The 25,041-nt window shown below is 60.3% G+C and carries 19 protein-coding genes; 14 read left to right on the top strand and 5 right to left on the bottom strand.

Going from position 1 to position 25,041, the window contains the following annotated elements; all coding sequences use genetic code 11:
- From AB7E65_RS02935 to AB7E65_RS02925, 3 genes are read right to left on the bottom strand one after another with little or no spacing between them, the layout of a single operon-like run.
- A complete protein-coding gene (locus tag AB7E65_RS02935; protein WP_072286659.1) occupies positions 1 to 1,206 on the bottom strand; it encodes an ABC transporter permease in 1,206 nt (401 codons plus the stop codon).
- Positions 1,203 to 2,354 (bottom strand): efflux RND transporter periplasmic adaptor subunit, encoded by a 1,152-nt coding sequence (locus tag AB7E65_RS02930; RefSeq protein ID WP_072286660.1) that lies wholly within the window; start codon positions 2,352 to 2,354, stop codon positions 1,203 to 1,205. Before AB7E65_RS02930 ends, AB7E65_RS02935 begins: the two co-directional genes overlap by 4 nt.
- On the bottom strand, positions 2,351 to 2,959 hold the full coding sequence (locus AB7E65_RS02925) for a TetR/AcrR family transcriptional regulator (RefSeq protein WP_428745241.1): 609 nt from the start codon (positions 2,957 to 2,959) through the stop codon (positions 2,351 to 2,353). The genes AB7E65_RS02930 and AB7E65_RS02925 overlap by 4 nt, the downstream gene beginning before the upstream one ends.
- A 230-nt stretch (positions 2,960 to 3,189) precedes the next feature.
- Here AB7E65_RS02925 and AB7E65_RS02920 point away from each other — a divergent pair, with 230 nt between their 5' ends.
- On the top strand, positions 3,190 to 5,445 hold the full coding sequence (locus AB7E65_RS02920) for an anion permease (protein ID WP_428745240.1): 2,256 nt from the start codon (positions 3,190 to 3,192) through the stop codon (positions 5,443 to 5,445).
- A 108-nt stretch (positions 5,446 to 5,553) separates the two neighbouring features.
- Here AB7E65_RS02920 and AB7E65_RS02915 read toward each other — a convergent pair whose 3' ends face one another.
- Entirely contained in the window at positions 5,554 to 6,222 is a 669-nt protein-coding gene (locus AB7E65_RS02915) for a M24 family metallopeptidase (protein ID WP_072286663.1), read from the bottom strand.
- A 414-nt stretch (positions 6,223 to 6,636) separates the two neighbouring features.
- Here AB7E65_RS02915 and AB7E65_RS02910 point away from each other — a divergent pair, with 414 nt between their 5' ends.
- The 9 genes from AB7E65_RS02910 (at position 6,637) to AB7E65_RS02870 (ending at position 19,023) form a co-directional block, all read left to right on the top strand.
- Positions 6,637 to 7,971, top strand: a complete 1,335-nt coding sequence (locus AB7E65_RS02910; protein WP_428745239.1) for an NRAMP family divalent metal transporter — start codon at positions 6,637 to 6,639, stop codon at positions 7,969 to 7,971.
- Between the two features lie 168 nt (positions 7,972 to 8,139).
- The gene (locus AB7E65_RS02905) at positions 8,140 to 9,468 is read left to right on the top strand and encodes a vWA domain-containing protein (RefSeq protein ID WP_428745238.1); all 1,329 of its coding nucleotides are present in this window, start codon (positions 8,140 to 8,142) and stop codon (positions 9,466 to 9,468) included.
- Between the two features lie 113 nt (positions 9,469 to 9,581).
- Positions 9,582 to 11,249, top strand: a complete 1,668-nt coding sequence (locus tag AB7E65_RS02900) for a sensor histidine kinase (RefSeq protein ID WP_428745237.1) — start codon at positions 9,582 to 9,584, stop codon at positions 11,247 to 11,249.
- Positions 11,250 to 11,269: 20 nt separating this feature from the next.
- Positions 11,270 to 11,992, top strand: a complete 723-nt coding sequence (locus tag AB7E65_RS02895; RefSeq protein ID WP_072286666.1) for a response regulator transcription factor — start codon at positions 11,270 to 11,272, stop codon at positions 11,990 to 11,992.
- A gap of 483 nt (positions 11,993 to 12,475) precedes the next feature.
- A complete protein-coding gene (locus AB7E65_RS02890; RefSeq protein ID WP_072286667.1) occupies positions 12,476 to 13,357 on the top strand; it encodes a DUF364 domain-containing protein in 882 nt (293 codons plus the stop codon).
- Positions 13,358 to 13,445: 88 nt separating this feature from the next.
- Entirely contained in the window at positions 13,446 to 14,504 is a 1,059-nt protein-coding gene (locus tag AB7E65_RS02885) for an ABC transporter substrate-binding protein (RefSeq protein WP_428745236.1), read from the top strand.
- A gap of 154 nt (positions 14,505 to 14,658) precedes the next feature.
- Complete coding sequence (locus AB7E65_RS02880) at positions 14,659 to 16,836, top strand: TonB-dependent receptor (RefSeq protein WP_428745235.1); 2,178 nt, start codon at positions 14,659 to 14,661, stop codon at positions 16,834 to 16,836.
- 96 nt (positions 16,837 to 16,932) lie between these two features.
- A complete protein-coding gene (locus AB7E65_RS02875; protein WP_428745234.1) occupies positions 16,933 to 17,928 on the top strand; it encodes a molybdopterin-binding protein in 996 nt (331 codons plus the stop codon).
- A 72-nt stretch (positions 17,929 to 18,000) separates the two neighbouring features.
- Complete coding sequence (locus AB7E65_RS02870) at positions 18,001 to 19,023, top strand: methyltransferase (RefSeq protein WP_428745233.1); 1,023 nt, start codon at positions 18,001 to 18,003, stop codon at positions 19,021 to 19,023.
- Between the two features lie 178 nt (positions 19,024 to 19,201).
- Here AB7E65_RS02870 and AB7E65_RS02865 read toward each other — a convergent pair whose 3' ends face one another.
- On the bottom strand, positions 19,202 to 20,236 hold the full coding sequence (locus AB7E65_RS02865; RefSeq protein ID WP_320360581.1) for a substrate-binding domain-containing protein: 1,035 nt from the start codon (positions 20,234 to 20,236) through the stop codon (positions 19,202 to 19,204).
- A gap of 450 nt (positions 20,237 to 20,686) precedes the next feature.
- Between AB7E65_RS02865 and AB7E65_RS02860 the strand changes: the two genes are divergently transcribed.
- The 4 genes from AB7E65_RS02860 to AB7E65_RS02845 form a co-directional block, all read left to right on the top strand.
- On the top strand, positions 20,687 to 21,496 hold the full coding sequence (locus AB7E65_RS02860; RefSeq protein WP_428745232.1) for a class I SAM-dependent methyltransferase: 810 nt from the start codon (positions 20,687 to 20,689) through the stop codon (positions 21,494 to 21,496).
- Positions 21,497 to 21,545: 49 nt separating this feature from the next.
- Positions 21,546 to 23,570 carry a TonB-dependent receptor plug domain-containing protein gene (locus AB7E65_RS02855; protein ID WP_083558605.1) on the top strand — a complete coding sequence of 675 codons (2,025 nt, stop codon included), beginning with the start codon at positions 21,546 to 21,548 and terminating at the stop codon, positions 23,568 to 23,570.
- A gap of 42 nt (positions 23,571 to 23,612) precedes the next feature.
- The gene (locus tag AB7E65_RS02850) at positions 23,613 to 24,674 is read left to right on the top strand and encodes an ABC transporter substrate-binding protein (protein WP_083558607.1); all 1,062 of its coding nucleotides are present in this window, start codon (positions 23,613 to 23,615) and stop codon (positions 24,672 to 24,674) included.
- Positions 24,667 to 25,041: iron chelate uptake ABC transporter family permease subunit (locus AB7E65_RS02845; protein ID WP_428745231.1), on the top strand; the 375-nt coding region annotated here is incomplete at its 3' end. The genes AB7E65_RS02850 and AB7E65_RS02845, both read left to right, overlap by 8 nt.

Genomic DNA, 25,041 nt, shown 5'->3' with positions numbered 1-25,041 from the left:
CTAGCCTCCGATCGCTTCGGCCGGGTCGACCTTGAGCGCCGCATGAATGGCGATCAGGCTCGACAGGGTGCAGATCAGCACCACCGCGACGAAGCCGGCCAGGGAGTCGCGCGGTTCAAGCAGAACATATTTGGGGAATACCGGCGCCATGAACAGCGTGGCGCTGATCTTGCCGATGACGAAACCGATGATGCCCAGCGATATGGACTGCTGCAGAATCATGGCGGCAATGGTGCGATTGCGGGTGCCGATCAGTTTCAGCACCGCGATCTCGCGGATTTTGCCGAGGGTCAGGGTATAGATGATAAAAGCCACGATGGCGGCGCTCACTGCGGACAGGATCACCAGGAACATGCCGATCTGGCGGGCCGAGGTGGCGATCAGCTTGCCGACCAGGATAGCCTCCATCTGGGCGCGGCTGTAGACCGTCAAACGCAGCCAGCGGCGGATGTCGCGCGCCACCGCCTCCGGGTCGTGACCGGGAGCGGTGCGCACCAGAACCGCGTTCACGTAGGGATGGCTGCTCTGGGAAGCGGTGAAGGCTTCCAGCAGATCCGGTACGCCGGGGCGATTGAAGTTTTCGTTGGCGGCGGCGCGGCGCCGCTGCTGGCGGATGGCGTCGTTGTCCTTGAGGAACTGTGCCTCCTGCGCATCCTTGAGGGGGATGAACACCATGGGGTCGCCACTGGAAGAGACCATGCGCCGGGTCAGACCGACCACGGTGAAATGGTTGCGGCGAATGCGCAGGCGGTCACCGAGTTTGAATCCGCTGGCGAGGTCGGCTACCGCCTCATAGTGCCCCCGGGTGATCTGCCGGCCGGCGACCAGATACGGTGGCCAGCCCGGTGTGCCGGGACCGCCGCCTGCGATGCCGGTCACCATGGCCCGCACATCGCGCTGGCCGTGGCGCACCTGCATGGTCAGGTAGGTGACGTTGGCCGCGCCGGCCACCCCCGGCATGCCGCGGATGCCGCGCCAGGCGTCGTCGTAGAGACTGGACGATTCGGCATAGGGGCCGAGCGTGTCCTTTTGAACCACCCACAGATCGGCGCCGCTGTTGTCGAGCAGCACCCTGGCGTCGTCCACCATGCCCCGGTAGATGCCGGCCATCGACAGTGTGACGCCGATCAGCAGCCCCAGCCCGGCGCCGGTAAACACAAACCGCCCCCAGGCATGCAGGATGTCGCGAGCCGCCAGATTGATCATGGCGCCACGCCCGCTATCCGCTCCACCACCCGGATACTGCTGCGGGGGGTCAGTGCCCTGGCGCTGTACACCACGATGCGGTCGCCCTCCGCCAGGCCTTCCCGGACCAGGACCTGCCCCTCCAGATCGGCGGGACCCGGCTTGACCGGCGTGAACCGTAAATCGTCGTCTGTCACCCGCCAGACGCCCGTTTGCCCATCGAGCCGCTGCAGCGCCGCGTTGGGGATCACCACGCCGGGCGGCAGCCGGGGCAGGTTCACGGTCACCTCGGCCAGTTCGCCGATGGGCGGCAGTGCAGGGGGCGGAGGAGTGAAAATCACTTTGGCGAGGATTTCCTCGGTGATGTCATCCGCCAGCGGTTCGATGCGCAGCACCCGTCCCGTCAGCACCGTCTTGTCCCGGGAGCGCAGGGTGATGCGGGCCGGCAGGTCGGCGGCCAGGCCTTGTGCGCCGGACTGATCGAAGCGCACATCCAGCCACAGGCTTTTCGGATCGAGCAGTTCCACCACCGCCTGACCCGCAACCACGGTGGTGCCCGGATCGACATTGCGCGCCACCACCAGCCCTTCGACGGGGGCGACCAGCTGCAACTCGCGCTGTTGTTCCGTCAGGGCTTCCCGCTCGGCCCGCAGGCGGGAAAGCTCCTGCCGGGCTGCCTGCAGGCCCGCTTCGGCGATCTGCAGTTCCTGCCGGCGGGTGACCAGGGTTTCCTCGCTGGCCGCACCTGCCGCGTGCAGCTGTTGATAGCGCCGCGCCTGGACTCTGGCGTATTCCGCGCGCGCCGCGGCTTCCCGTTGTTGCGCGGCGGCGCGATTCAACGCGGCATCCTGGGCCCGCATGCGCGCCTCCAGATCCACCGCGTCCATGGCGCCAAGCAGCTGCCCGGCGCGGACGCGGTCGCCGACGTGTACATCGAGCCGTTGCAAGCGTCCCGCCGCCGTCGGTCCGATCTTGTAGGTATAACGCGCGGCGACGGTGCCGATGCCGAACAGTCCCGGCGCAAGGCTGCGCCGCTGTGCGGTGGCGACGGTTACGGGCACCGGCGCCAGCGGCCCGGAGCGCAGGGCGACATAGACAAACAGCACCAGCAGCGGGACGAGCACCGCCAGCAGCGCCAGGGTGCGTTTCTGAACGGGCAGGCGTTTCATGGCTCCCTCCGGATGGCACGTCGATAGATGGCAAATACCTTGCAAGCTTCGCGGCGGATGCGCTGTACATCGCCGGCCAGCAGCGATTGCATGACCAGCCCCTGAATGCTGCCGAGAAACAGGGCGGCCGCCGCTTCTTCCTCGATTCCGGCGTCGAGTTCTCCCCGCGCTTTTCCCTCCGCGAGAAGGCTTTTGAGCCGTTCGCCATAGTTCCGGACCAGCTGCTGCGCCGCAAGTTTGGGCGGCGAGGCCTCAGGGCGCTGCAGCTCGCCGAACAGGATGCGCGGCACGCCGGGGTGCTCGGCCACAAACGCCACATGCGCCGTGAACATGGCCTCCAGTCCGGCGAGCGCGCCGGGGGCTGCCTGCACGGCCTGCTCGATGCGCGACATCAACTGCTCGTGCACCCACTCCATCACCGCCCGCAGGATGGCATCCTTGTTGGGGAAGTGGCGGAAAACCGCGCCCTGGGTAAGCCCCATTTGGGCGGCGATGGCCGCGGTGGTGATGGCGTTGGGGTTCTGTTCCGCTGCCAGCTGGAGTACGGCCTTGACCGTTGCCAGCCGGCGTTTTTCGGCGGGTAGATAACGTTCTGAGGGGGGCATGACAATCTCCAAAAAATAGTAATTAATTACTATTTTTATAGGGAAGAAGGCATTTGTCAATCCGTTTTTTTCAAAATCTGCTTTCCGGCAGGAATTAATCCGGAGCTAATACGGATCTAACAATTCCCTGATAAATGGAGCGCCGGCTGTGGCAGGGCAGGCAACGGAGTCTGCGAACCGGGCACGGCCGCTTCAACAAAGATTTGCCTGGGAAAGGAAAATAAAAGGTTATGGGTAGTGAGTTTCTGTTGATCGGGCTCGGTATTCTCGTCGTTATCGCCGCGCTCGACATCATGGTCGGGGTCAGCAACGACGCGGTCAATTTTCTCAATTCGTCCTTCGGGTCGCAGGTGGCTTCGCGAAGGACCATCATGATCATCGCCAGTCTCGGCATTCTGCTCGGCGTCACCTTTTCCAGCGGCATGATGGAGGTGGCCCGCAAGGGCATTTTCCATCCGGAATTTTTCACCATGCCGGAGCTGATGGCCATTTTTCTGGCGGTCATGATCACCGACATCATCCTGCTGGATCTTTTCAACACCTACGGGCTGCCCACTTCCACCACGGTTTCCGTGGTGTTCGAGCTGCTGGGCGCCGCCGTGGTCATGTCCTTCCTCAAGATCGTCAAGGCCGGCGACAGTCTGACCACCATCGTTCAGTACATCAATTCGGCCAAGGCCATCACCATCATCATGGGCATCCTGCTGTCGGTGGCCATCGCTTTTGTGTGCGGCGCCGTGGCGCAGTTTTTCACCCGCCTGCTGTTCACCTTCGACTATCAGCGGCGTATCGACCGTTACGGCGCCCTGTGGGGCGGCATTGCCCTGTCGTCCATCACCTACTTCATTCTGGTCAAGGGCGCCAAGGGGGCGTCCTTCATGTCCGCGCGGAACGTGGCATGGATCCAGGATCATGCCTGCCTGCTGCTGTTCATCATCTTTGTCATTGCCGCGCTTGTCCTGCAGTCGCTGCATCTGCTGAAGATCAACATGCTCAAGCCGGTGGTGCTGGTCGGTACCTTCGCGCTGGCCATGGCCTTTGCCGCCAACGATCTGGTCAATTTCATCGGCGTGCCCCTGGCCGGCCTGCAGGCCTACAAGGCGGCCATGGCGACGGGCCAGCCGCTGACCGTCACCATGGGGGCGCTGAGCGACAAGGTGCACACCCCGACCTCCCTGCTGCTGCTGGCCGGCATCATCATGACGCTGACCCTGTGGCTGTCGAAAAAGGCCATGACCGTCACCAGAACCGAACTCAGTCTCAGCCAGCAGGACGAAGGCAGTGAGCGCTTCGAATCGATCTTTTTGTCCCGGGCCATCGTGCGGCTGGTGCTCGGGGTGTTCGAGACCGTTCGGGTAGTGGTCCCCGCGCGCCTGCGTGGCTTCGTCAACCGGCGTCTCGATCCGCACGCGGCCGTGTCGGTTGGCGGTGATGGCAAAAAAGCCTCCTTCGACCTGCTGCGCGCCACGGTCAACCTGATGGTGGCCAGCGCCGTGGTCTCTTATGCCACCGGTCACAAGCTGCCGCTGTCGACCACCTACGTGACCTTCATGGTCGCCATGGGCACCTCTTTTGCGGACCGGGCCTGGGGGCGCGAGACCGCCGTATACCGCGTCACCGGCGTGCTGACGGTGATCGGCGGCTGGTTCATGACGGCCGTCATCGCCTTCATTTTCGCCGGCCTGTTCGTTGCCGTCATCTTCTACGCCAAGGCGCTGGGAGTTGTGCTGCTGGTTTTCATTGCCGCCGCCCTGATCCTGAACGCTCATCGCAAACATCGGGAAATGGAGAAAGACGCCGACAAGGAAACGGTATTCAACCTCAAATCGGTGGAAAACCCCCGGGAAACCGTCGAGACGACCCTTGAGCACATGAGCTTTCTGCTCGGGGAAGTGCGTGTCTCCCTGGATGCCACCCTGGAGGCGCTTTTCCGGGGAAACCTGGACCGTCTGAGCTATGAGCGCAAGCGGCTGGGCAAGTTTCAGCAGTGGTCGAATATCATCAGCGCCAATGTATTCAAGGCCATGCGCCTGCTGGATCAGCAAGGCTTCGCGCTGTCGCACAAGTATCCCCAGACCGTGCGGCATCTGCAGAAGCTGACCGACGGCCACCGGGATATCGTGCTGCGTGCCTACACCCACGTCATCAACCATCATAAAGGCCTGCTGCCGGTGCAAATCGGCGAACTGGAGCAGGTGCGCCGCCTGCTTGACGAGGTTCTGCTGGAGCTCGAAACCACTTTCGGCCTCAAACGGGCCGCCGATATCCACAGCCTGATGGCCAAGGACCGCGGACTGCGGGATCTCGCCACCGAACTCAATGCCAGGCAGGTGGTCAGGATCAAGGACAACTCCTCCAAGACCCGCCTGAGCATCCTGTACTACGCCATGGTCGGAAATGCCATGCTGCTGTCCAGGCAGAGCCTGGAGCTGCTTGAAATCTTCGAGAAATCCTTCGGGGAATTCGAAGAGAAGGGCGCTGAATAAAAGGATGCCCGGATGCCGTGTTGTTTTTTCCGGCAAAAGCCGTCCCGGCTCTCCAGCTCTTCGTGGCAAAGAGAGGAGAGCCGGGATAATACGGAATGCTGCCAGAAATCAGATCAGCAGATCTTCGTAAAATGCCCCGAAACCGTTTTTGGCATCCCGGATGTGAATCTCGACCATCCACAGGTTTGGCGAGGGGTGAAAGGCTATCTCGGACAGCGGGCCTTCATAATGTTCCGCACTGGAATAGTCGCCGAGGCGATGTCCGCCCAGTTCGAGATTCAACTCCCAACCAAGATCCAGAGCCAGTTTTTGGGCGAAATCATACAGCTCGACGCCGGTTGCTTTCTCGTCCTTCCATTTTTTGGCAACGGCTTCAAAAATCTTCCGGGCATCCCCGGCGCAGCGTTTCAATTCCGGATTGCCGCCGGTCACGAAGCTGTCGCCCGCATCCCCTTCATATCCATCCCAGACCGGGGCGATATCGATAAAAAAAATGTCGTCGGCACCCAACCGGACGCCCGGTTCCGAGTCCGCCCCGAAGGTTTTCGTCGTATTGCTGCCAAAACGAATATAGGGTTTGTGAAAAGCCTTTGCCGCACCCATCTCCCGCAAGGTGTCGACAACCATTTTATTGGCGTCTTCTTCAAGCATTCCGGGTTTTACCTGCGCAGCGATCCGCTTGACCGCCTCCTGTGCCTTGGCTCTGATTGCAAGCATTTTCTCGACGGAAAAGTCTGCTCCGGTCCTCTCCAATGCGGCCTTGTCCTGAATAGCCATGCCATGATCTCCCTTGAAAAGTGGTGTGGCGCCGATCGACATGAGGGGACATCCCCTCTGTTCCGGCGATCTCACACTAACGCGGAAAACCAGGGAATAAATTGATCAATGTCAATTTTGCACGGAACAGGCGGTCGCGGCATGCGCCTGGAATGCATCGGGCTATGCGTGCAGCAAAGAGCACCTGGAATGGACGCTGCTGCTGTAAGTTTTAATAACCGTTTTCACTTCGCCCAGCGCGTATGCAATCCTGAAACAGCTTGTTGCCGGCATGATGCCAGCTGTTTTCACCTTTGGGTATTGACAAAGGGCCTGTTTTTCAATATTCCGGAAGCAGCCAGGACAGTGGTATTGGAGTGCGATGGTTGATAAGCGCTGGAGCACGGTGGCTTAACCCACCGGGAAGGATAACGGATGAACGGCGAGAAGCATCAGGATGTGGCGGTGGCTGAAGCGGTGGCGGTTGACGGGGCGTGCGGGCCCAAGGCGGCGCCGGGGTTTGTGCAGTCGGGGCTGTGGAAGGCTCTCGGCCCGGGGATCCTGATGTCCTGCGCGGCCATCGGCGGCTCCCATCTGGTTTGGTCGACCCGTGCCGGCGCCGATTTCGGCTGGCGGCTGCTGGGGCTGATCCTGCTGGCGAATCTGCTGAAATTTCCCTTCTTTTTGTATGGACAGCGCTACACCGCGGCCACCGGGGAAAGTCTGCTGGCCGGCTATCGCCGCCACGGCACGGTATTCGTCTGGATTTTTCTGCTGATCAACATTCTTACCGGCACCATCAATATCGCCGGGGTGGCGATGCTCAGCGGCGCCCTGTTTGCCGGTTACGGGTTCTTGGGCGCTTCCGTGCCCCATCTCACCGTCGCCCTGGTGGGGATCTGCATGCTGCTGTTGCTGCTGGGGCATTACAAACTGCTTGATTCCATGTCCAAGGGGATCATTCTGCTGCTGGCCGTGGGAACTCTGGTTGCGGTAGCCCTGGCGATGCCGGGCAGCCGCATGGTGACGGGTGAAATGGTCCCGCCCAGCCCCTGGAACTGGGCCTCCTTTGCCTTTCTGATCAGTCTGCTTGGCTGGATGCCGGCGCCGGTCGATCTTTCCGCCTGGTCGTCGCTGTGGATTTTCAGCCGCGAAGAGCAGACCGGCCACTTTGCCACGGTGCGGGAGACCAGCATCGATTTTTACCTCGGCTACAGCGCGGCGGTGGTGCTGGCCGTGTTGTTTCTGGCCCTGGGGGCGCTGGTCATGTTCGGTTCGGGCGAATCCTTTTCGGATAGCGGCATCGCTTTTTCCAACCAGCTGGTCAATCTGTACGCCGCCACCATCGGTGACTGGTCCCGGCCCCTGATTCTGACGGCGGCGTTTTTCACCATGTTCAGCACCACCCTGACCACCATGGACGGTTATCCCCGCTCCCTGGCCGCGTGCTGTTCCCTTATCGGAGATCTGCCGGCCCGCCGCTTTCGCCAGATTCATCAGGCCTGGATTTTCGTGTCGGGGCTGGCGGCGTCGCTGGTGGTGCTGCTGTTTGTCAAAAACCTGATCCAGCTGCTTACCTTTGCCGCGGTGGTTTCCTTCGTCACCTCGCCGGTCCTGGCCATCATCAATTTCAAGGTGATGAACGGTCCGAATGTGCCGGAGCGTTATCGGCCGGGCAAGTTCCTGCGCGTGCTAAGCTGGGCGGGAATCAGCTTTTTTGTCCTGATGACAGGCGGTTATGTTTATGTGACCTGCTTTTTCGGCGGCTGATCCCGCAGCGTGTCGGGGCTTTTTGCTGGGGTGTCGGCGTTTTTGACATTTTTTTTACAAACCTTTTACCCGGCCGTGACGACTGGCGGCGGTCGCCGTGCTCTAATGGCTCCAGAAACGGAACTTACGGTTTTTTCTTTCTCTGAAAAACAGCCAAAGGAGCCTGCCATGAAATTTTTCCGCCTGCCGCTTGCCGTCACCGGCCTGTTGCTGCTCGCCAATGCCGGTTTTGCCGCGCCGCTGGTGCGATGTTCCGCGCAGCTGGACAAGCCGGTACTGCCCGCCGGACCGGCGCAACGCGCCGTGATCAAGGTGTCTCTGACCGCGCCGACCCTGCCGCTGCCCAAGGAACGGCCGGCGGTCAATCTGGCGCTGGTGATGGACCGTTCCGGTTCCATGTCCGGCAGCAAGATCGAAAATGCCCGCGCAGCGGCTATCGAAGCGCTGCGTCGTCTCAACGGCCGCGATCTGTTTTCTCTTGTCGTTTACGATCACCAGGTCGAAACCCTGGTCTCCGCCGCGCCGGTCCGTCATACGGAAGCCATCGAGGCCCGTATCCGGGGCATCCGCCCGGGAGGCAATACCGCGTTGTTCGGAGCGGTCAGCCAGGGTGCCGCGGAGGTGCGCAAGCACGGTGACGGGGCTTTCGTGAACCGCGTGGTGCTGTTGTCCGACGGCCTGGCCAATGTCGGGCCCAGCCGGGCCGATGATCTGGCTCGACTCGGCGCCGCTCTGCTCAAGGAGGGGATTTCCGTCACCACCATCGGCGTCGGTACCGATTTCAACGAAGATCTGATGACGCAACTGGCCGAACGCAGTGACGGCAATCACTATTTTGTCGAATCGAGCCGGGATCTGCCGCGTATCTTCGCGGCGGAGCTGGGCGATGTGCTGAGCGTGGTGGCGCAGCAGGTGGTTATTCAGGTCGAATGCCCCGCCGGGGTGCGCCCGCTGCGCATCATCGGCCGCGAGGGTCGTATCCGCGGGCGTCATGTCGAGATCCGCATGAATCAGCTCTACGGCGGCCAGGAGAAATATGCCCTGGTCGAGGTGGAGGTTCCGGCCAGCCGCGCGGGCCAGACCCTCGATTTGGGCGAGGTGCGTTGTCGCTATGAAAATGCCCTGACCGCCCGTGGCGAACATTCCGCCACCCAGGCCCGGGCCACGGTCAGCGGCCGCATCGAAGAGGTGCGCAAGGCCGCCAGCAAGGAAGTGCGGCAGGCGGTGGTGGAAAACGAGATGGCGGTGGCGCGGGATGAAGCGCTGACCCTTTACAAGCAGGGGGACAAGGACGAGGCCGCCGCCAAACTGCGCCAGAGCAGCCAGGTCCTGCAGCAGCAGAGCGTGGAACTCGGATTCGAGGATCTCGCCGCAGAGGCCGCCCAACTGCAAGAGGAGGCGGTCGATTTCGAGTCGGAACGGCTCGACGAGACCCGCAAAAAAGAGATCCGCTCCGAAAGCTTCAAGACCCGCAGCCAGCAGAAAACCTACAAATAGACAGAATCCTCTGTCAGCGACGCCCTCCGGAATCCGCTACGTTCCGGAGGGCCCTTTCATGGACGGACCCGGGAGGCTGTTGAAGGCCACCTTGGCCCGCGCGGGAAACGGGCATGCTCCGAACACGTTTTATCGTTATCGCCTGGTTGCTGCTGCTGGTGCCGACCCTGCTCATCGGCGGCATGGCTCTGCGCCTGCTTGGCAACGAACAGCAGCGGGTCGCGGCCGAGAGTCGCGAGGCGGCGCGGCGGCGGGCGATGAGCGCGGCCGAGAGTTTCGATCTGGCCATCGCCGAGGTGCGCGACGGGCTGCTCGCCGGTTTGCGCAGCCTGCCCGAGGTGCAGCTGGCCGACCGCCTGGAGCAGTGGAAGGATTCCAACCCCCTGATCCGCAACGTGTTTATCGCCGGGCCGGACGGCTTGCTTCTGCCCGATCCGCAAGCACCTTCCAGCCGCGAAGAGTCCGAATTTATCGATCGTTACGATGCCCTGTTCCGGGGCCGCATCCCCTGGCGCGGGCCGGACCTGGACGTGCCGGGCCAATTTGCCGCTGCTTCGCCTCGCAAGCAATTGCGCCGTCTGACGCAAGGCGCCGCCGGGGAAAACCCGAGGCAGGAAACTTCAGCGTCCGGCTGGATTCCCTGGTTCTGGGAGGATGGCCTCTATCTGCTTGGCTGGATCGAGCGGCCGGCCGGCTCCGGGCGCCATGTCGGCCTGGAGATGGAAATGATGGCCCTGCTGTCGCGGTTGATCGTAGCCATGCCGGCGCCTCGGTCCGGGGAGACCTGGGTGCTGGTCGACGGTCACGGCCGCGCGGTGCATCAGAGCGGATCCGGCGCGCTGGAGCCGGGGTCGGCGCCGTATGTCACCCAGTCGCTGGGCGCCGGGCTGCCGCACTGGGAGCTGCGCATCTACCGAAGCGCTGTCGCGCCGGGTGGCACAGGGGGGCTGCGGCTGCTGTCCGGCCTGCTGGTGGGCAGCTTCGTGGCGGCCATTCTGTTCGGCGGGTCCCTGCTGTTGTGGCAGGCCTGGCGGAACATGCGCGATGCCCGCCGCAAGACCACCTTTGTCTCCAATGTCTCCCATGAGCTGAAAACCCCCCTGACCACCATCCGCCTGTATGCCGAACTGCTGGCCGAGGGTCATGCGCTGCCGGAACAGCGACAGCGCCATTATCTGCGGGTGATTGTCGAGGAAAGCCAGCGGCTTACCCGGCTGGTCAACAATGTACTCGATTTCGGCCGCCTGGAGCAGGGGCGTAAAAAGTATCATGTGCGTGATTTTTCGCCGGCGGACTGCCTTGACGAAGTGCTCGACAGCCAGCAGCTGCGCCTGGAGCAGGCCGGCATGCGGCTGCTGCGATCCGGTTCCGCGCAAATCCCCGAGGTGCGGGCCGACCGGGACGCTGTCCGGCAGGCGCTGCTCAACCTTATCGACAATGCCCTGAAATACGCCGCCGGCGGCAAGGAACTGGCGGTGCGGCTCGATCAGATCGAGCAGCGCTGCCGGATCACCGTCATGGACCGTGGTCCCGGAGTCCCCGTGGCCCACCGGGATCGTATTTTCGAGCAATTCCACCGTGTCGACGATGCCCTGACCGCTGCATGTCCCGGCAGCGGCCTTGGCCTGAGCATCGCCCGCCGGCTGCTGCGGGACATGGGCGGAGACTTGCGCTATCAGCCCCGTTTCGACGGCGGTGCCTGTTTCGAGATGCTGGTGCCACTGGCGTCCGGCGCTTCTGAAGCCACCGCGGCAAACGCGCCTTCTTCGATGCGCCGCTAACCGATCCAAGGAGAAGTTTTATGTCCCCTGTGCGCATACTGGTTGCCGAGGACGAGCGTCACATCCGTGAGGGGCTTGTCGATCTGCTGGTCGCGGAAGGGTATCTCGTGGAAGACGCCGCCGATGGCGAGGCCGCCTTGCAGCGGCTGACCGACAGCTGTTTCGACCTGGTGCTGCTTGACATCATGATGCCGCGCCGCAGCGGCTTCGACGTCTGCCGGGAGATCCGCCGCCGCAATCTGCCGCTGGCGGTGATCATGCTGACCGCCAAGGGCGAGGAAGTCGACAAGGTGGTGGGTCTGGAACTGGGCGCGGACGACTATATCACCAAGCCCTTCGGCACCCATGAGCTGCGCGCCCGCATCGCTGCCGTGCTGCGCCGCACCTGCCGCCAGCCGCTGCCCTGTGACGATCCGCCGGCGCTGCCGTCCACCATCCATATCGGCACGGCGTGCATCGACCGCAAATGCTATCGCGGTCGGCTGGCCGGACGTCAATTCAGTCTCACCCCCCGGGAGATGGTGCTGCTGGAGACTTTTTTCACCCACCCCGACGAAGTGTTGAGCCGCGACATGCTGCTCGATGCCGCCTGGGGCATCCGCTACCAGGGCACCACCCGCACCCTCGATCAGCATATCGCCCAGCTGCGCAAAAAGATCGAACCCGACCCGGCCGCGCCCCGGGTCATCGTTACCGTGCATGGCATCGGCTATCGGTATGCCGTCACCTCGGGCTCCTGCTGAGCCCTTTGCCATTATTTGCCGAGACCCACCACCCGCCTGTTGTTGCGCCACAACCTCCTTTCGACCTGTCGGCTGCTGCTTCGCTGGCCGCATTTCACACGTCATTCCGATAACTTTTTCCCGTACATCCTGATTCGGGCACGATCCTTCGTCAGGCCGGTCGAAACTTCCGGTGCTGCTTGTCGCAAGGGCGTGTTGCCTCAAGGAAGCGAAGCGTCCGCAGGGCGATTCGCGACTGTCCCCGGCTGCCTGGGACCGCGGTCGAGTGCGGCCGTTTGCCGCTCGCTGCCTGGACCATGAAGGAAATAAAAAGTTTTCATTGACACGATAATGTCAACATGACACGATCATGTCAAATATGAAGGATCGAGGGGGGGCGACCTGTCCCGGTTCTCTCTTCCTTGCACGGTTGTCATCCCCTCCATCAATGGCGATGTCTGCGGAAATACACAAATCACCATTCATTCAGCAGGAGAATCCGTAATGATTTCTGAAAAGGTCAACAGTTCCATTCTGTCGGAGACGATCGATCAAATCCGTTCGGTGCTTGGCGAGGAGATGGCGTCCATAACCGTGGAAAGGGTCGTCATAGGGTTGTTTTTCACGGGCGTCAAGCTTTCCAACGGGTCGGGCGGCATCTGTTTTACCCCTGTCAAGGAGATCCCCGAAGCGGTGTGTTGTCCCAGTTCGGCGCGCGCCATGCCGAATTCCGGCAAGCTGAAGGGCCAGCCGGTTTCCTCCTATCTGGATAAACTCGCCGAAAACAGGCCCTTGGAAAAAGCCATGAGCATTGCGGTGCTCAATGCCCTGTCGGCCACCTGCTGGCGCAAGCGGTTTCCCCAGGATTACACCTTCGAACTCGGGGCCGACCCCGTGGACAAGGTGGCCATTCCCGACGGTGCCCGGGCAGTGGTCATCGGGGCGCTGGTCCCCTATCTGAAGATGCTCAAGGAACGCAAACAGCCTTTTCATATTCTCGAAAAGGATCCACGCACCCTCAAGGCCGATGAACTGCCCTATTTCGTGCCGCCGGAAAAAGCGCACGAAGTCATTCCGCAGGCGGATCTGCTCATTATCACCGGCACCACCGTGCTCAACGATACGTTGGAAGGCATTCTGGCCCAGGTGAAGCCCGGCGCAGAGGTGATTCTGGTCGGACCCACCGCCAGCATGCTGCCGGATGCCTTTTTCCGACGCGGTGTCAAATCCATCGGCAGCATCACGGTGACGGATCCCGACAAGCTGCTCGATGTTCTGGCGGAAGCCGGCTCCGGGTATCACTTTTACGGCAAGTCGGCGGAAAGGCTCGTGGTGCGTCGCGGTGAGGAGGATGCCGCCTTCGGGAGCCTGCCCTGCCACGGCTGAGTGGATGGAGCCCTGTGAAGATCGTGCGACGCCCAGAAGTTTTGGGATTGCGGGACCACCGGCGGCGGTAATTTTGTGAAGGACGGATATGAAAAACAGTCTATGGGTGATCTTTCCGCTGGTTCTTATCCTGATCGGGGTGTGCGCTCCGATGCCGGGAGAGGCCGCCGGCAAAAACCCCGGCGGCGGTTCCTCAAGCGCAAGGACGGTGATCGACAGCGCTGGCCGGGCCGTCAAAATCCCCTCGGCCATTCGCCGCGTCATCGTCACCTGCTACGGTGGCGCGGCTCACGAGGTTTCAGTTCTGGGCGGGGCGGACAAGATCGTGGCACAACCGTCAGACCGAACTTTCCGGCAGTTTCATCGGATGTATCCCGCTCTCGACGGCGCCTGCGATGCCGGGTCTTTCGATAATATCAACCTCGAGAAAATTCTGTCCCTGAAGCCGGATATGGTCATCGCGGGGTTGGTTTCGCCCCAGGGCAACGAAAAAATCGAAAGCCTTGGCATCCCGGTTTTCACGGTCGCGGTAGGCCGTGCCGACATCCCGACGCTGCTGAGGGAGTTCCGCGAGATGGGTACGCTGCTCGGGGCCGAGGAAACGGCTGCGGAGCTTGTCTCCTATTGGCGGCGGACGTTGAACCTGATTGAAGAGCGCGTGGCCACCGTGCCGGTGGCAAAGAGGAAAAGCGTGTTTTATACGTCGCACGGTGTCGCTTCGCCGCTCGTCACCGGCGGGCGCCATAGCTGGGGCCATCACTTCATCAGCGCCGGCGGAGGCATCAATGTGGCCGCCTCGCTGGGCTTTTCCCAGGAGCTTACGGTTGAACAGCTGTTGCTCTGGAATCCGGATGTCATTGTCGTTTCCAATACGCGAACTGGTCAGAGTCCGGTATCTGCCATCCTGGCCAACCAGAAACTCAAGAAGGTCAAGGCCGTCAAAAAAGGTGCCGTGTATCCGTGCCCGGTCGGTGCGTTCTGGTGGGATCGGCCGTCTCCGGAGGCCATTCTCGGAATTTTGTGGTTGAGCATGAAGCTGTATCCGGAGGTTATGGAGGATATTGATCTGAGCCGTGAAGTGCGTTGCTTTTATCGCAAGTTTCATGGGTATGAGCTGACCGATGCGGAGCTTCAAAGCTTTTTTTGAGAGCACTGTTGTGAAATTTTGGTGATGAGTTTGGATGCAGGATGTTTTTTTGTGGATGAATGCATGCGCGTGTATTGCCATTGGGCAAACAGGAGGGATCGTGAAATACCGCACAGTGAAAAAATGGAGACTAAAGGAGGTCTGTTTATCGTTTGTGTTGACAAGCCTTTTGATCAGCAGCGGAATTTGCGCCGGAGAAGAGATAACGCTTCCGGCCATAGAGGTGGAGGGGCAAAAAGAAGGGGAATTCGCCATTCAACCGGCCTGGTCGGCGATCGGCACAAAAGAACGGGTTGACCGTGCAACCATTGAAGTCCAGGGCGGCGCGGAACAGATCAGCCCCTACAAGGCCATATCTCTGCAACCGGGCGTCGATATTACCTCCAAGGATGCCTTCGGTATGGAGATATCCCACCGCATTCGGGGCAAGTCGAACCGCAATGTCGGCGAGCTTCTGGAGGGATTGCCGCTCAAGGGGATCGGTCCAGGCGTCGGCCTGAGCACCATGGTCGATCTGGAAAATATCGAGGCCATTTCCCTGACCAAGGGGGCCGTTTCGGCGGACAGCGGGTTTGGTTACGGCAACGAAAGCGGCGTGGTCGATATGCATGTCCGGCGGCCGCTGGATTATGCCCACGCCACCCTCAAGCAGGGTTTCGGCAGTGAAGATTTCATGCGCAGCTATGCGCGCCTGGATACAGGCATTCTGGGGGGCATTGCCCGCGGCTTTGTCTCCGCCTCTTATACGGATGCCGACAAATGGAAGGGCAAGGGCCAGTCACCGGATGCCCGCAAGAATTTCGCCTTTGGCCTGTCCGGCGCGGTACAAAAGTTCGAGGCGGAGGTGTACGGGATCTACAACGAAGACAATAAGCATGCTTATCGCGGGCTGTCCTACGAACAGACCAGAAATCTGTCCAGGTACAAGGATTTTGACTACAATACCAGGTTGACGGGCGACAGCTCGCAGGACATGTACTACTACGACTACAACAGGCAGAGCTTCGAAACCTATACGATTTTCGGAAAGCTGGGCATTCCTGTTACGCAAGACCTGAAGCTTACCGTCCGCCCCTATTATCTCAAGGACAAGGGACACAGCTATACCGGGAGCCAGAACAAGGTCATCGACTGGATCGTCGATCACGATACCTATGGGGCCATTTTCGAGCTGAGCCATGCCATCGACCAGGGCGTGATCAAGCTGGGCTACTGGTATCAGCAGGACGAACCGCCCGGACCGCCGACCTCCAGAAAGTATCTGTCGACCGACGGGGAGTTTCTGTCCTGGGAAAGGCTGGTCAAGGGCAGCAACCACAAGTTCAAGAGTCCCTACCTGGCCGCGGAAAAAACCATCGGAAACGCCACGCTTGGCGCCGGGTTGAAATACCTGTGGATGACGTCGCCCGACTTTACCAGCTACGACACCACGGATCTCGGGGATGTCAGTTATTCGGAAGCCTTGTCCAGGGTCGGCGAAGACGATGTTCTCGTCGATGTGAAAGGCAAGACCTATGAGCTGTTTCTTCCCAGTGTCGGGGCCAGCTATGACTTCACACCCAACCTGTCCGTGCGGGCCAGCTATGGCAAGAATTACGAAACCCCTCAGTACAGTCTGGGATCGGCGATTATCCAGTACTATAAAAAAGGCTTGACGGATGAGGAGCTCCAGGACGTCTGGCACAGCATCAAGCCGGAAGTCTCGCACAACTTCGATCTCGGCCTGAACTATACGCACGGATCATGGTTTGTCGCGCCGACCCTGTATTATTCCCTGGTCAAAAACGTCGCCCTGAACTGTTACGATCCCGAGCTGGCCTTCAGCTACTGGCAGAATGTCGGCGAGGCGCACGCCTACGGTGCTGAAATGGCCGTGGGCTACTCCTTCAACCGCTACTTCAACACCTCTGTCTCCCTCAGCTACAACAGATATGAATTTACCGAGGACGTTCAATCCTCCGGGGGGACGACGATTCATGCCAAGGGACACCAGCTTCCCAACGTGCCGAAGTTCATGGCCAACTGGACGGCAAACCTGGACATGAAGGGTTTCAGGTTCACCCCCACGGTTCGCTATCTGGGCAAACGCTACGCCGACGTGGAAAACGAATACAGCGTCAAATCCCATGTGGTGGTCGATCTGACCCTGAGCAGGCGCTTCAAACTTGCCGAAAGACGCGCAATTACGCTGGCCGCCTCCGTTACCAACCTGCTGGACGAGGACTATATTTCCATTATATCGGCCGGCGATACCTCCATCGGGCGGGATGCGCCAACCTACTATCCAGGCGCGCCACGCACCTTTTTCGCTTCGCTCCAGTTCGACTTCTGAGCCGGATCTTTAAAAGTCCTTCCATGGAGTCGGTTCGCCCGGGCATGCATGGCAGTGCCGGAAATAAACCAAACAATTCAGCAAAGGTAAAAGCATATGATCAAAAAAGTCAGAATTGAAGAGGCCGTTGGCATGGTGCTTGGGCACGAGGTTGTGCGGATCACGCCGGGTGAAGGCGGGGCGCTGCCGTTTCAACGTGGGTACGTGGTGCGGGAAGAGGACATCCCCCGGTTTCTCGAAATCGGCAAGGAGCATATCTATGTCGTCGAAGGGGATGAGCCGGATATTCATGAAAATGAAGCCGCCTTGCGTATCGCCCGGGCCACGGTGGGCGAGGGGTTGCGGGTCGATGGCGGGCGTGGCGGAGGCGCGCGGCTGAAGGCCGGTGCCACCGGCGTGCTGAAAATCAATGTTCCACTGCTGGACGAGATCAACGGGCTGGGCGATTTCGCCATCGGCACCCGCCACAACTGGACAGCCTGCAGAGAGGGGGAGTCTGTCGCCATGGTCAAGATCATGCCCCTGTATGTGCCCGAGGCCAAACTGTTAAGTGTGGAAAATCTGTGCCGCGACAAGGGCAGAATCCTGGATGTCCTGCCCTTCAGGATCCAAAAAGCCGGCGCGGTTATTACCGGCAGTGAGGTTTACAAGGGGCGGATCACGGACCGGTTCGCGGACGTTCTGGCGCGCAAGGTCGAGCCGTTCGGCGTGTCCCTGGCGCATGCCATCATCGTGCCCGACGATGTCGAGGCCATCGCTCGGGCCATATCGGAGCTGCACGCGGCAGGCTGCGAAGTCATCTTCGCCTGCAGCGGCATGTCCGTTGATCCCGATGATGTCACCATGGATGGCATCCGGGCGTCCGGAGCGGACGTCATCATGGAGGGGGTGCCGATGATGCCCAGCGCCATCCTCGGCCTGGCGATGTTGCGGAACGTGCCTGTGCTGGGTACGCCGGCAGGGGTGTTGCGCGGCGGCATAACCGCTCTGGACGGGGTGCTGCCCATGATTTTTGCCGGAATGAAGCCGCGGGTGGCGGATATCATTGCGATGGGTCATGGCGGATTCTGTCTGGAAAAGTATGCATTCTGATCATGGCGCGGCACTGTTCCGGCCGACAGCGTGTTTAGTCGTAGGACCATAACGGGAAAGGTATTGCTGATCATGACACACCAATTGATGGATCTGCCGGTGGTCGGGGAATTGAAATTGCTGGATGATATCGCAGAGGGCTACAAAGCCTATCAGGTTCTGGCCCATGCCGTGGATCTGGGGCTGTTTGAATGGCTGGAGGGAAACCCTGATTCGACCAGGGAGGATATCGGCGCGGCCATGAATATCAACGGCATGTTTATGCGCAGCTATCTGCAGGCGCTGGTGGACATGGGACTGCTGTGCCATGGTGATGAGCGGTATCGCAACTCGGCTGCCGCGTCGGCCATGCTGGTCCGTTCGAGCCCTATGCGTCAAACCGAATGGTTCAGAAGCATTGCCGCGCCACGGTCCAGTTGGGCCCGGCTGGGCGACACCCTCAAGCGAGACCGGCCAGCGTCCGGCACATCCCGGTCCGGTCCGGACCGGGACTTCCTGCAGGCTCTCGCTCAACGCTCCCTGCGCGGGGAACTGCAGGCCGTCACGCGCGCGGTCCGGGGATGGGAGGGGTTCGACGGATCCCGGCGACTGCTCGATCTCGGCGGTGGCCACGGGCTTTACGCCATTGCGCTGTGTCAGGCCCAACCGCAATTGACCGCCACGGTGTTCGATCAGCCCCATGTTACGAATTTTACGCAGGAATATATTGAAGCCTACCAGCTGGCCGATCGGGTCGATGTCGCAAACGGGGATGTATCCGTCGATGATTTCGGCTCGGGGTATGACATCGTGCTGATTTCCCACTTGTTGTACAAGTTTCGCAAGGATCTGCCAGCAATTTTCCGGCGGGTTTGGCAAGCGCTCAATCCCGGCGGGCTGCTGGTGTCGAACCACTGGTTCTGCGCTCCCGGTTGCGGCATGCCCGCGGGCGGTCTCGTCGAATTGGATAAAAGCCTGCGGAGTTTCGGTCATCCGCTCTGTTATCCGGAGGCGTTTAATGCGGCGCTTGATGCCTGTGGCTTCGTCCTTAAGAACGAACTTGCGGTACCCGGCATGTCGGGTGAAACAACGCTTCACCTGGCGGCAAAGCGTTAGCTGGTATCCATCCGGGAACTCCGGATGGATGCCGCGTGGTTTTCATATAGGGAACGAGCAATTTTTCGTTGTAGCAAGGAAATCAAGGGATTGCGCGGAGGCGTACATCGGTACGCCACACAAGCAAGCCTGCAGATTGACGCCGCCACGGCGGAAAAGGGCCGTTTCCGGATGAAAACTAGCCGAGTTCGCCGGTCTGGTGGTTGTCGTAGCCGGGCAGGCCGGAAAGCTGTTTCTGGTAGGCGGGGGATTGGATGACTTCGACCATGGCTCGCAGCCGCGGATCGTCCATCAAAGTCTTGAGAAAGCACAGGTCATAGGGTTCCATGCGCACCGAAAGAAAGTCGATCCCTTCTTCTTCGCAGACCAGGCGCACCGAAACGCCAGCCTGAGCAAAACCGTTGCGGATGCTCTGGGCAACGGTGCGATGGTCGCGGGCAAGGTATTGGGGCACGAGCAGTCCATGGGACAATTCGTCGAGAACCTGGCGCGCCCCGGAGCCCTGCTCCCGGCCGATCCATCTGAGGTTGGCCTTCATGAGCGACTCGATATCCTGGCCGGCGAGGCCGGGGGCAAGTGCCAGGCCTTCCTCCCAGTTGGCCACCCGGATCAGGCAGAAATCCTCTCCCAGGATTTTAGCGGCAGTCTCGCGGTTTTCCTCGGGTGTGGCGGCGTTGGCCAGGTGAATGCCCGCCGCATGGACCAGGCCGGCGGCCAGCAGCTCCACGGCGGTACGACTGGAACGGGGCAGCACCAGCATGCGGAAGGGCGTCTGGCGCGCATATTCGCCTGCCAAAAGGCCTACCGCCGGATCACAGCAGGCAACTACCAGGGTGCGAACCGGATCCGCAAAGGGGTGGTCGTGAAATTCTCCATCGCGCCATACGCCATCATGGGGCAGAATCCCGAGAGGACTTGATTCCACCGGATAGATGAGTTGGCGTGACCCGATCATGGCCCGCCAGTAGCGGCAGGGATCCTGGGGCGGGGGCCAGGCCCATTGCGCGGACTCCTGGCCGCTGAGCACGAACAAATCCTCCACCCGGCAGTTGAACGCCGTGGCCAGCGCCAGCGCGGCGGCCGTGGACGGAATGAGGCGTCCGGCCTCGATAGCGCTGATGCCGGTGCGCGAGAGTCCGGCCCGGTCAGCCAGTTCCTGTTGCGACCAGCCCCGCTCTTCCCGGGTTTTGCGGATCGTGTTATGCAGTACCAAATTTTCTTTTGACATTATTATGTACCATATGACATTATCCTGCCATATCAAGGGTGGATGAGAAAAGTTCCCGTTCGGGCAACATAACTTAACCTCCCCGGTAAATCAACCTGGACCACTCTTTTCGCGCTTATTTCGTTCTCTGTCGGCGATGGACTCAGCGTAACCCGCATGACTTTATGCGCCGCGTATTGGCCATGCGCTCATTTCGTCCTCCGTTGCCAGCAGGTGCGATGAATTGGCGCATTTCCCCTCCGATACCGACGACTTGGCGTGGTCTTTCTTGTTCGGTGCGCATGCCGCCGGAATGTCCTGTGTCCGGTTCGGCGCGTTCTTACTGCGTTGGCCGCCGCGTTTTCCGATGGCGTGGCCGTAAAAACAGGACGCAAATGACATGATCGTGTCATTCGGATGCAACTGCAAACCTTTTTGATCCGGCAGCGGGGAGATATGGATATACGAAGCATCGACTGGAACGAAATCTGGAAGCAGCACAACCCTGAAGGTCGTGACGAGGAGCGAACCCGAATCTATTGGGACAACCGGGCGTCATCGTTTGCCACGGGCGTTGAAGACGATTTTTATGTCAACCAGTTTTTAACGTTGATTGATCCCTGTCCCGAGTGGAGGGTGCTGGATGTCGGCTGTGCTTCGGGGACCCTCGCCATTCCGTTGGCCGGGCGGGTGCGGCAGGTTACGGGAGTGGATATTTCCGGGGCGATGCTCGATGGTCTGCGGGCTGGTTGTGAGAAAGGTGGCATCGGCAATGTCAAAACGGTTTGCGCATCCTGGACGGACGACTGGCGGGCGCTGGCTATCGAGCCTCACGATCTGGTCATCGCCTCGCGTTCCCTGATTGTGGCCGACCTGCGCCAGGCGATTGCAAAGCTCGACCGGTTCGCGCTGCGCCGCGTTTGCATTTCAACCCCGGTCGGCGACGGACCGCAGGACCCCGCCATGCTCGGAGCCGTGGGGCGCCGCCGCCGTGGTGGCGCGGATTACATCTATGTTTACAATCTGCTTTACCAGATGGGGCTGCAGGCCAATCTGCAATTTCTGACCTCCCGGGGACAAAGGACCTATCCGGACAAGGAGACGCTGTTTTTGAGAATGCGGGACAAGGTCGGAGAAATGCTGCCCCAGGAAGAAAAAGCCTTGCGCGACTATATCGACCACTCCTTTGTTCTGCGGGAGGGGCGCTGGCAGCGTCGTGAGCCGCGCAGCATCCGCTGGGCCGTCATGTGGTGGGATAAGGACTGAGCCAACATGATTTGTTTAAATGTGCTGTTTTTGCAGGAGGTCAGCGGACATGTTCATTTTTGCAGGAATGACTAAATCGAATCGCCCGGTGATCTGGTCTTTGGGCCTGGTGCTGCTGTTTTTCCCAATCCCCGAGTCGGTAGCGGTCGAAGTTGCCGCCAGTGGTGTGTTTGCGTTGGGCGAGATCGAGGTTGTTGCCCATGAAGAGCAAGGCGCCGCGAGTCTGCTGACCGAGCGGGTTTCCGAAGAGACCCTGCGCAACTTCAATCGCGACGATGTTGCCGAAGCTCTGGACATGTTGCCGGGGGTTCATTTGAGCAAAGTCGGGGGACGTAATGAAAGCACCGTATATGTCCGGGGATTCGACCTTCGGCACGTGCCTTTGTATTTGGACGGCATCCCCATCTATGTGCCCTATGACGGCTATCCTGATCTGCGCCGTTTCACCACTTTTGATCTGTCACAGATCGTGCTTTCCAAAGGTTTTGCCTCGGTGTTGTACGGTCCCAATACCATGGGCGGTGCCATCAACCTCGTATCCAAGCGGCCGGAAACGGCTTTCGAGGGGAATTGCGGGGCCGGGTATGCCTCCGGAGACAGCTACCAGGCCTATTTCAATCTTGGCACCAATCAGGATTGGTGGTACCTGCAGACCGGGGCGTCCTGGTACAACACTGACTACTTTCGCCTTTCAGATGATTTTCGGAAGACGGCCAACGAAGATGGAGGCCGGCGCGAGAACTCCTATGCAAGGGACCGCAAAATCAATATCAAGGTCGGACTGACGCCACGCGGCGATGACGAGTACGCTTTCAGCTACATCTATCAGCACGGCGTCAAGGGGACGCCTCCGTACGCCGGAAGCGCTTCTTCGGAGCGCATAAAGTACTGGCGATGGCCCTACTGGGAGAAGGAAAGTTATTATATCAATACCCGCACCGGCCTGGGCGAGGCATCCTATGTGAAGACGCGTCTTTACTATGATCGCTACATGAACTCCCTGTTCAGCTACGATAATGCTGAATATGACACCATCTCCCGGCCTTATGCTTTTCGCAGCAATTACGATGATCATACCTACGGCGGCTCCTTAGAGGTCGGCACAAAACTGCTGCCGCGCAACGAAATGAAGGTGGCGTTTCACTACAAGCGCGATGTGCACAGAGAGCACAACCGGCCCAATCCTTACCAGCGCTTCGCGGACGAGATCTATTCCGTCGGAGCCGAGGACACCATAACCCTGACGGATAACCTGAAGGTGGTTGCCGGTCTGAGTTACGACGCTACCAGGACCCTTGATGCCCAGGATTTTATCAGCGGCGAACTGGTCGATTTTCCCAAGGGTGAAAGCGACGCCTGGAATCCCCAGATCGGGCTGTTCTACGAGCTGACCGATACCGCGGTCCTGTATGCCACCGTCGCGCATAAAACCCGCCTCGCGACCATCAAGGACAAGTATTCCTACCGGCTGGGTACGGCCATTCCCAACCCCGACCTGAAACCGGAGAAGGCGATCAATTACCAGATCGGCTATCGGAATCGTTTGTGGGATCGGTTGTCCTTCAACGCGGCTCTCTTTTATAGCGACATCGAGGATTTCATTCTGCAGGCCACCATTCAGGATCCCGACGATCCGACCGCAACCATCGGCCAGAATCAGAATGTCGGCAAGGTGGAGCAGTATGGCCTGGAGCTGGGGATTGAGGGCAATCTGAGCGACAGCCTGGAAGCCGGCATAAACTACACCCTCATGGACAGGAACAACCGGGACAACGATGACAAGCTGACCGGCACGCCCAATCACAAGCTGTTCACCTATGTCCGGTATCGCCCCCGGACATGGCTCAGCCTGCAGGCGGATCTTATCTACCATTCCAATTCCTTCAGTTCTTCCGACGGTGTGCGGATCGCCGGCGAGTTTGCGGTGGCCAACGTCAAGGCTGTGTTCGAACCGCTTCCAGGAGTGACTTTCGACGCCGGCATCAACAACCTCTTCGATACCAATTATGCCTACGATGAGGGGTATCCGGAGCCCGGCATCAATTATTTCGGAAATGTTGCGTACCGATTTTAAAGCTGACACAGCAGTTGGAGCACTGCCGGAGGAGGCAAGGATATGGCAGGATACCTGACCAACAGTATGGGTCGCGCCCTGTGGTGCATGATGCTCGTCACCCTGATCGCGACAGGTGCCGGGGCACGGGAAATCGTGGACATGACGGGGCGCAGGATCGATGTGCCGGAGCCCCTGCAGCGGGTCTATGTCGCTTCGCCGCCGGAGAGTTACCTGGCCTGCGCCATCGATCCATCCCTGCTGGTCGGTCTGACCTTGCCGCTGCCCCAGCGCTATCGCCGTTACCTGCCAGAAGCGATGACAGGGTTGCCGGTGGTTGGCGGGTTTTTCGGGGTGGGGAATGCCCCCAACCTCGAGGCGCTCGTCAAAACCCGGCCACAGCTGGTGATCTGCTGGCAGAAGACGGCCGTCAGTGAGCGCTTTGACAAGTTCCTGCGGCAATTCGGGATTCCCGTTGCCCACATGACGTTGCAGCGCCTGCAGGACTACCCGCGCGATATCCGCGGCATGGGGCGGATACTGGGGCGTCCGCAAAGGGCTGAACAGCTTGCTGCCTATGCCGAAAAAACCCTGGGGGAGATTTTGCCGAGAGTGGCGTCCATGCCGGCCTCGGAGCGGGTGCGCGTCTACTATGCCGAAGGGGCCGACGGTCTCAGCACCGACGGCCGGGGCACCTGGCACGCCGAACTGATCGACCTGGCCGGTGGACTCAATGTTCATAAGGGGGAAAAAGACGACCTTTTCGGCATGGAGAAAATATCCCTTGAGCAGGTTCTTCTTTACCGGCCGGAAGTGATTCTGGTGCATGACCCCGTCTTTTTCAGGAAAATCTTTTTATCGCCCAGGTGGCGCAACGTGCCGGCTGTAAAAAACCGGCGGGTCTACCTGATCCCCCGGATTCCGTTCAACTGGTTTGACCGGCCCCCTTCCTTCATGCGTCTGCTGGGGCTCCAGTGGGTTGCGCAGGTTCTCTACCCGCGGCATTTCAATATCGATATGCCGCGGGAAATGCGGGAATTCTACCGGTTGTTTCTGCGGGTCCATCTCTCTGACGAGGATATCCGGCTCATTCTTGAAAGCAGGGAGGTTCCAGAGCATGGATAAAGCTGCCATAGCCGACCGACCGGTCTCACCGTCACTGAATCGTCTGTGGCTGCCAGGAGCGCTTTGCCTGCTGCTGCTGGGGTTGGTGACCGTTTCGCTGAGTCTCGGCAAATATCCGGTTTCGGTTTATGAAATTCTGCTTTTTTTCCGTCAGCAGGTGACGGGAGCAGCGGCCCTCGGCCCTGAGCGGTACGACCTGCTGCGCAATATTCTGTGGGAGATTCGCGCCCCCCGTATTGCGGCGGCGGTGCTCATCGGCGCCGCGCTTTCGACATCCGGCGCGGCTTTTCAGTCCATGTTCATCAATCCTCTGGTGTCTCCGGGCTTGCTCGGCGTGCTGCCCGGCGCCTCGTTCGGCGCGGCACTC

The sequence above is a fragment of the Syntrophotalea sp. genome (assembly GCF_050253115.1).
Classification (GTDB): Bacteria; Desulfobacterota; Desulfuromonadia; order Desulfuromonadales; family Syntrophotaleaceae; genus Syntrophotalea; species Syntrophotalea acetylenica.
This window is presented reverse-complemented; position numbering and strand designations above follow the sequence as displayed.

Excerpts from the sequence above, each read along its gene's own strand:
- AB7E65_RS02870 (WP_428745233.1), top strand. The coding sequence starts at position 18,001 with ATGACACACCAATTGATGGATCTGCCGGTGGTCGGGGAATTGAAATTG.
- AB7E65_RS02920 (WP_428745240.1), top strand. The coding sequence starts at position 3,190 with ATGGGTAGTGAGTTTCTGTTGATCGGGCTCGGTATTCTCGTCGTTATC.
- AB7E65_RS02915 (WP_072286663.1), bottom strand. The coding sequence starts at position 6,222 with ATGGCTATTCAGGACAAGGCCGCATTGGAGAGGACCGGAGCAGACTTT.
- AB7E65_RS02910 (WP_428745239.1), top strand. The coding sequence starts at position 6,637 with ATGAACGGCGAGAAGCATCAGGATGTGGCGGTGGCTGAAGCGGTGGCG.
- AB7E65_RS02930 (WP_072286660.1), bottom strand. The coding sequence starts at position 2,354 with ATGAAACGCCTGCCCGTTCAGAAACGCACCCTGGCGCTGCTGGCGGTG.
- AB7E65_RS02875 (WP_428745234.1), top strand. The coding sequence starts at position 16,933 with ATGATCAAAAAAGTCAGAATTGAAGAGGCCGTTGGCATGGTGCTTGGG.
- AB7E65_RS02905 (WP_428745238.1), top strand. The coding sequence starts at position 8,140 with ATGAAATTTTTCCGCCTGCCGCTTGCCGTCACCGGCCTGTTGCTGCTC.
- AB7E65_RS02850 (WP_083558607.1), top strand. The coding sequence starts at position 23,613 with ATGGCAGGATACCTGACCAACAGTATGGGTCGCGCCCTGTGGTGCATG.
- AB7E65_RS02890 (WP_072286667.1), top strand. The coding sequence starts at position 12,476 with ATGATTTCTGAAAAGGTCAACAGTTCCATTCTGTCGGAGACGATCGAT.
- AB7E65_RS02925 (WP_428745241.1), bottom strand. The coding sequence starts at position 2,959 with ATGCCCCCCTCAGAACGTTATCTACCCGCCGAAAAACGCCGGCTGGCA.
- AB7E65_RS02935 (WP_072286659.1), bottom strand. The coding sequence starts at position 1,206 with ATGATCAATCTGGCGGCTCGCGACATCCTGCATGCCTGGGGGCGGTTT.
- AB7E65_RS02885 (WP_428745236.1), top strand. The coding sequence starts at position 13,446 with ATGAAAAACAGTCTATGGGTGATCTTTCCGCTGGTTCTTATCCTGATC.
- AB7E65_RS02855 (WP_083558605.1), top strand. The coding sequence starts at position 21,546 with ATGTTCATTTTTGCAGGAATGACTAAATCGAATCGCCCGGTGATCTGG.
- AB7E65_RS02900 (WP_428745237.1), top strand. The coding sequence starts at position 9,582 with ATGCTCCGAACACGTTTTATCGTTATCGCCTGGTTGCTGCTGCTGGTG.
- AB7E65_RS02895 (WP_072286666.1), top strand. The coding sequence starts at position 11,270 with ATGTCCCCTGTGCGCATACTGGTTGCCGAGGACGAGCGTCACATCCGT.
- AB7E65_RS02860 (WP_428745232.1), top strand. The coding sequence starts at position 20,687 with ATGGATATACGAAGCATCGACTGGAACGAAATCTGGAAGCAGCACAAC.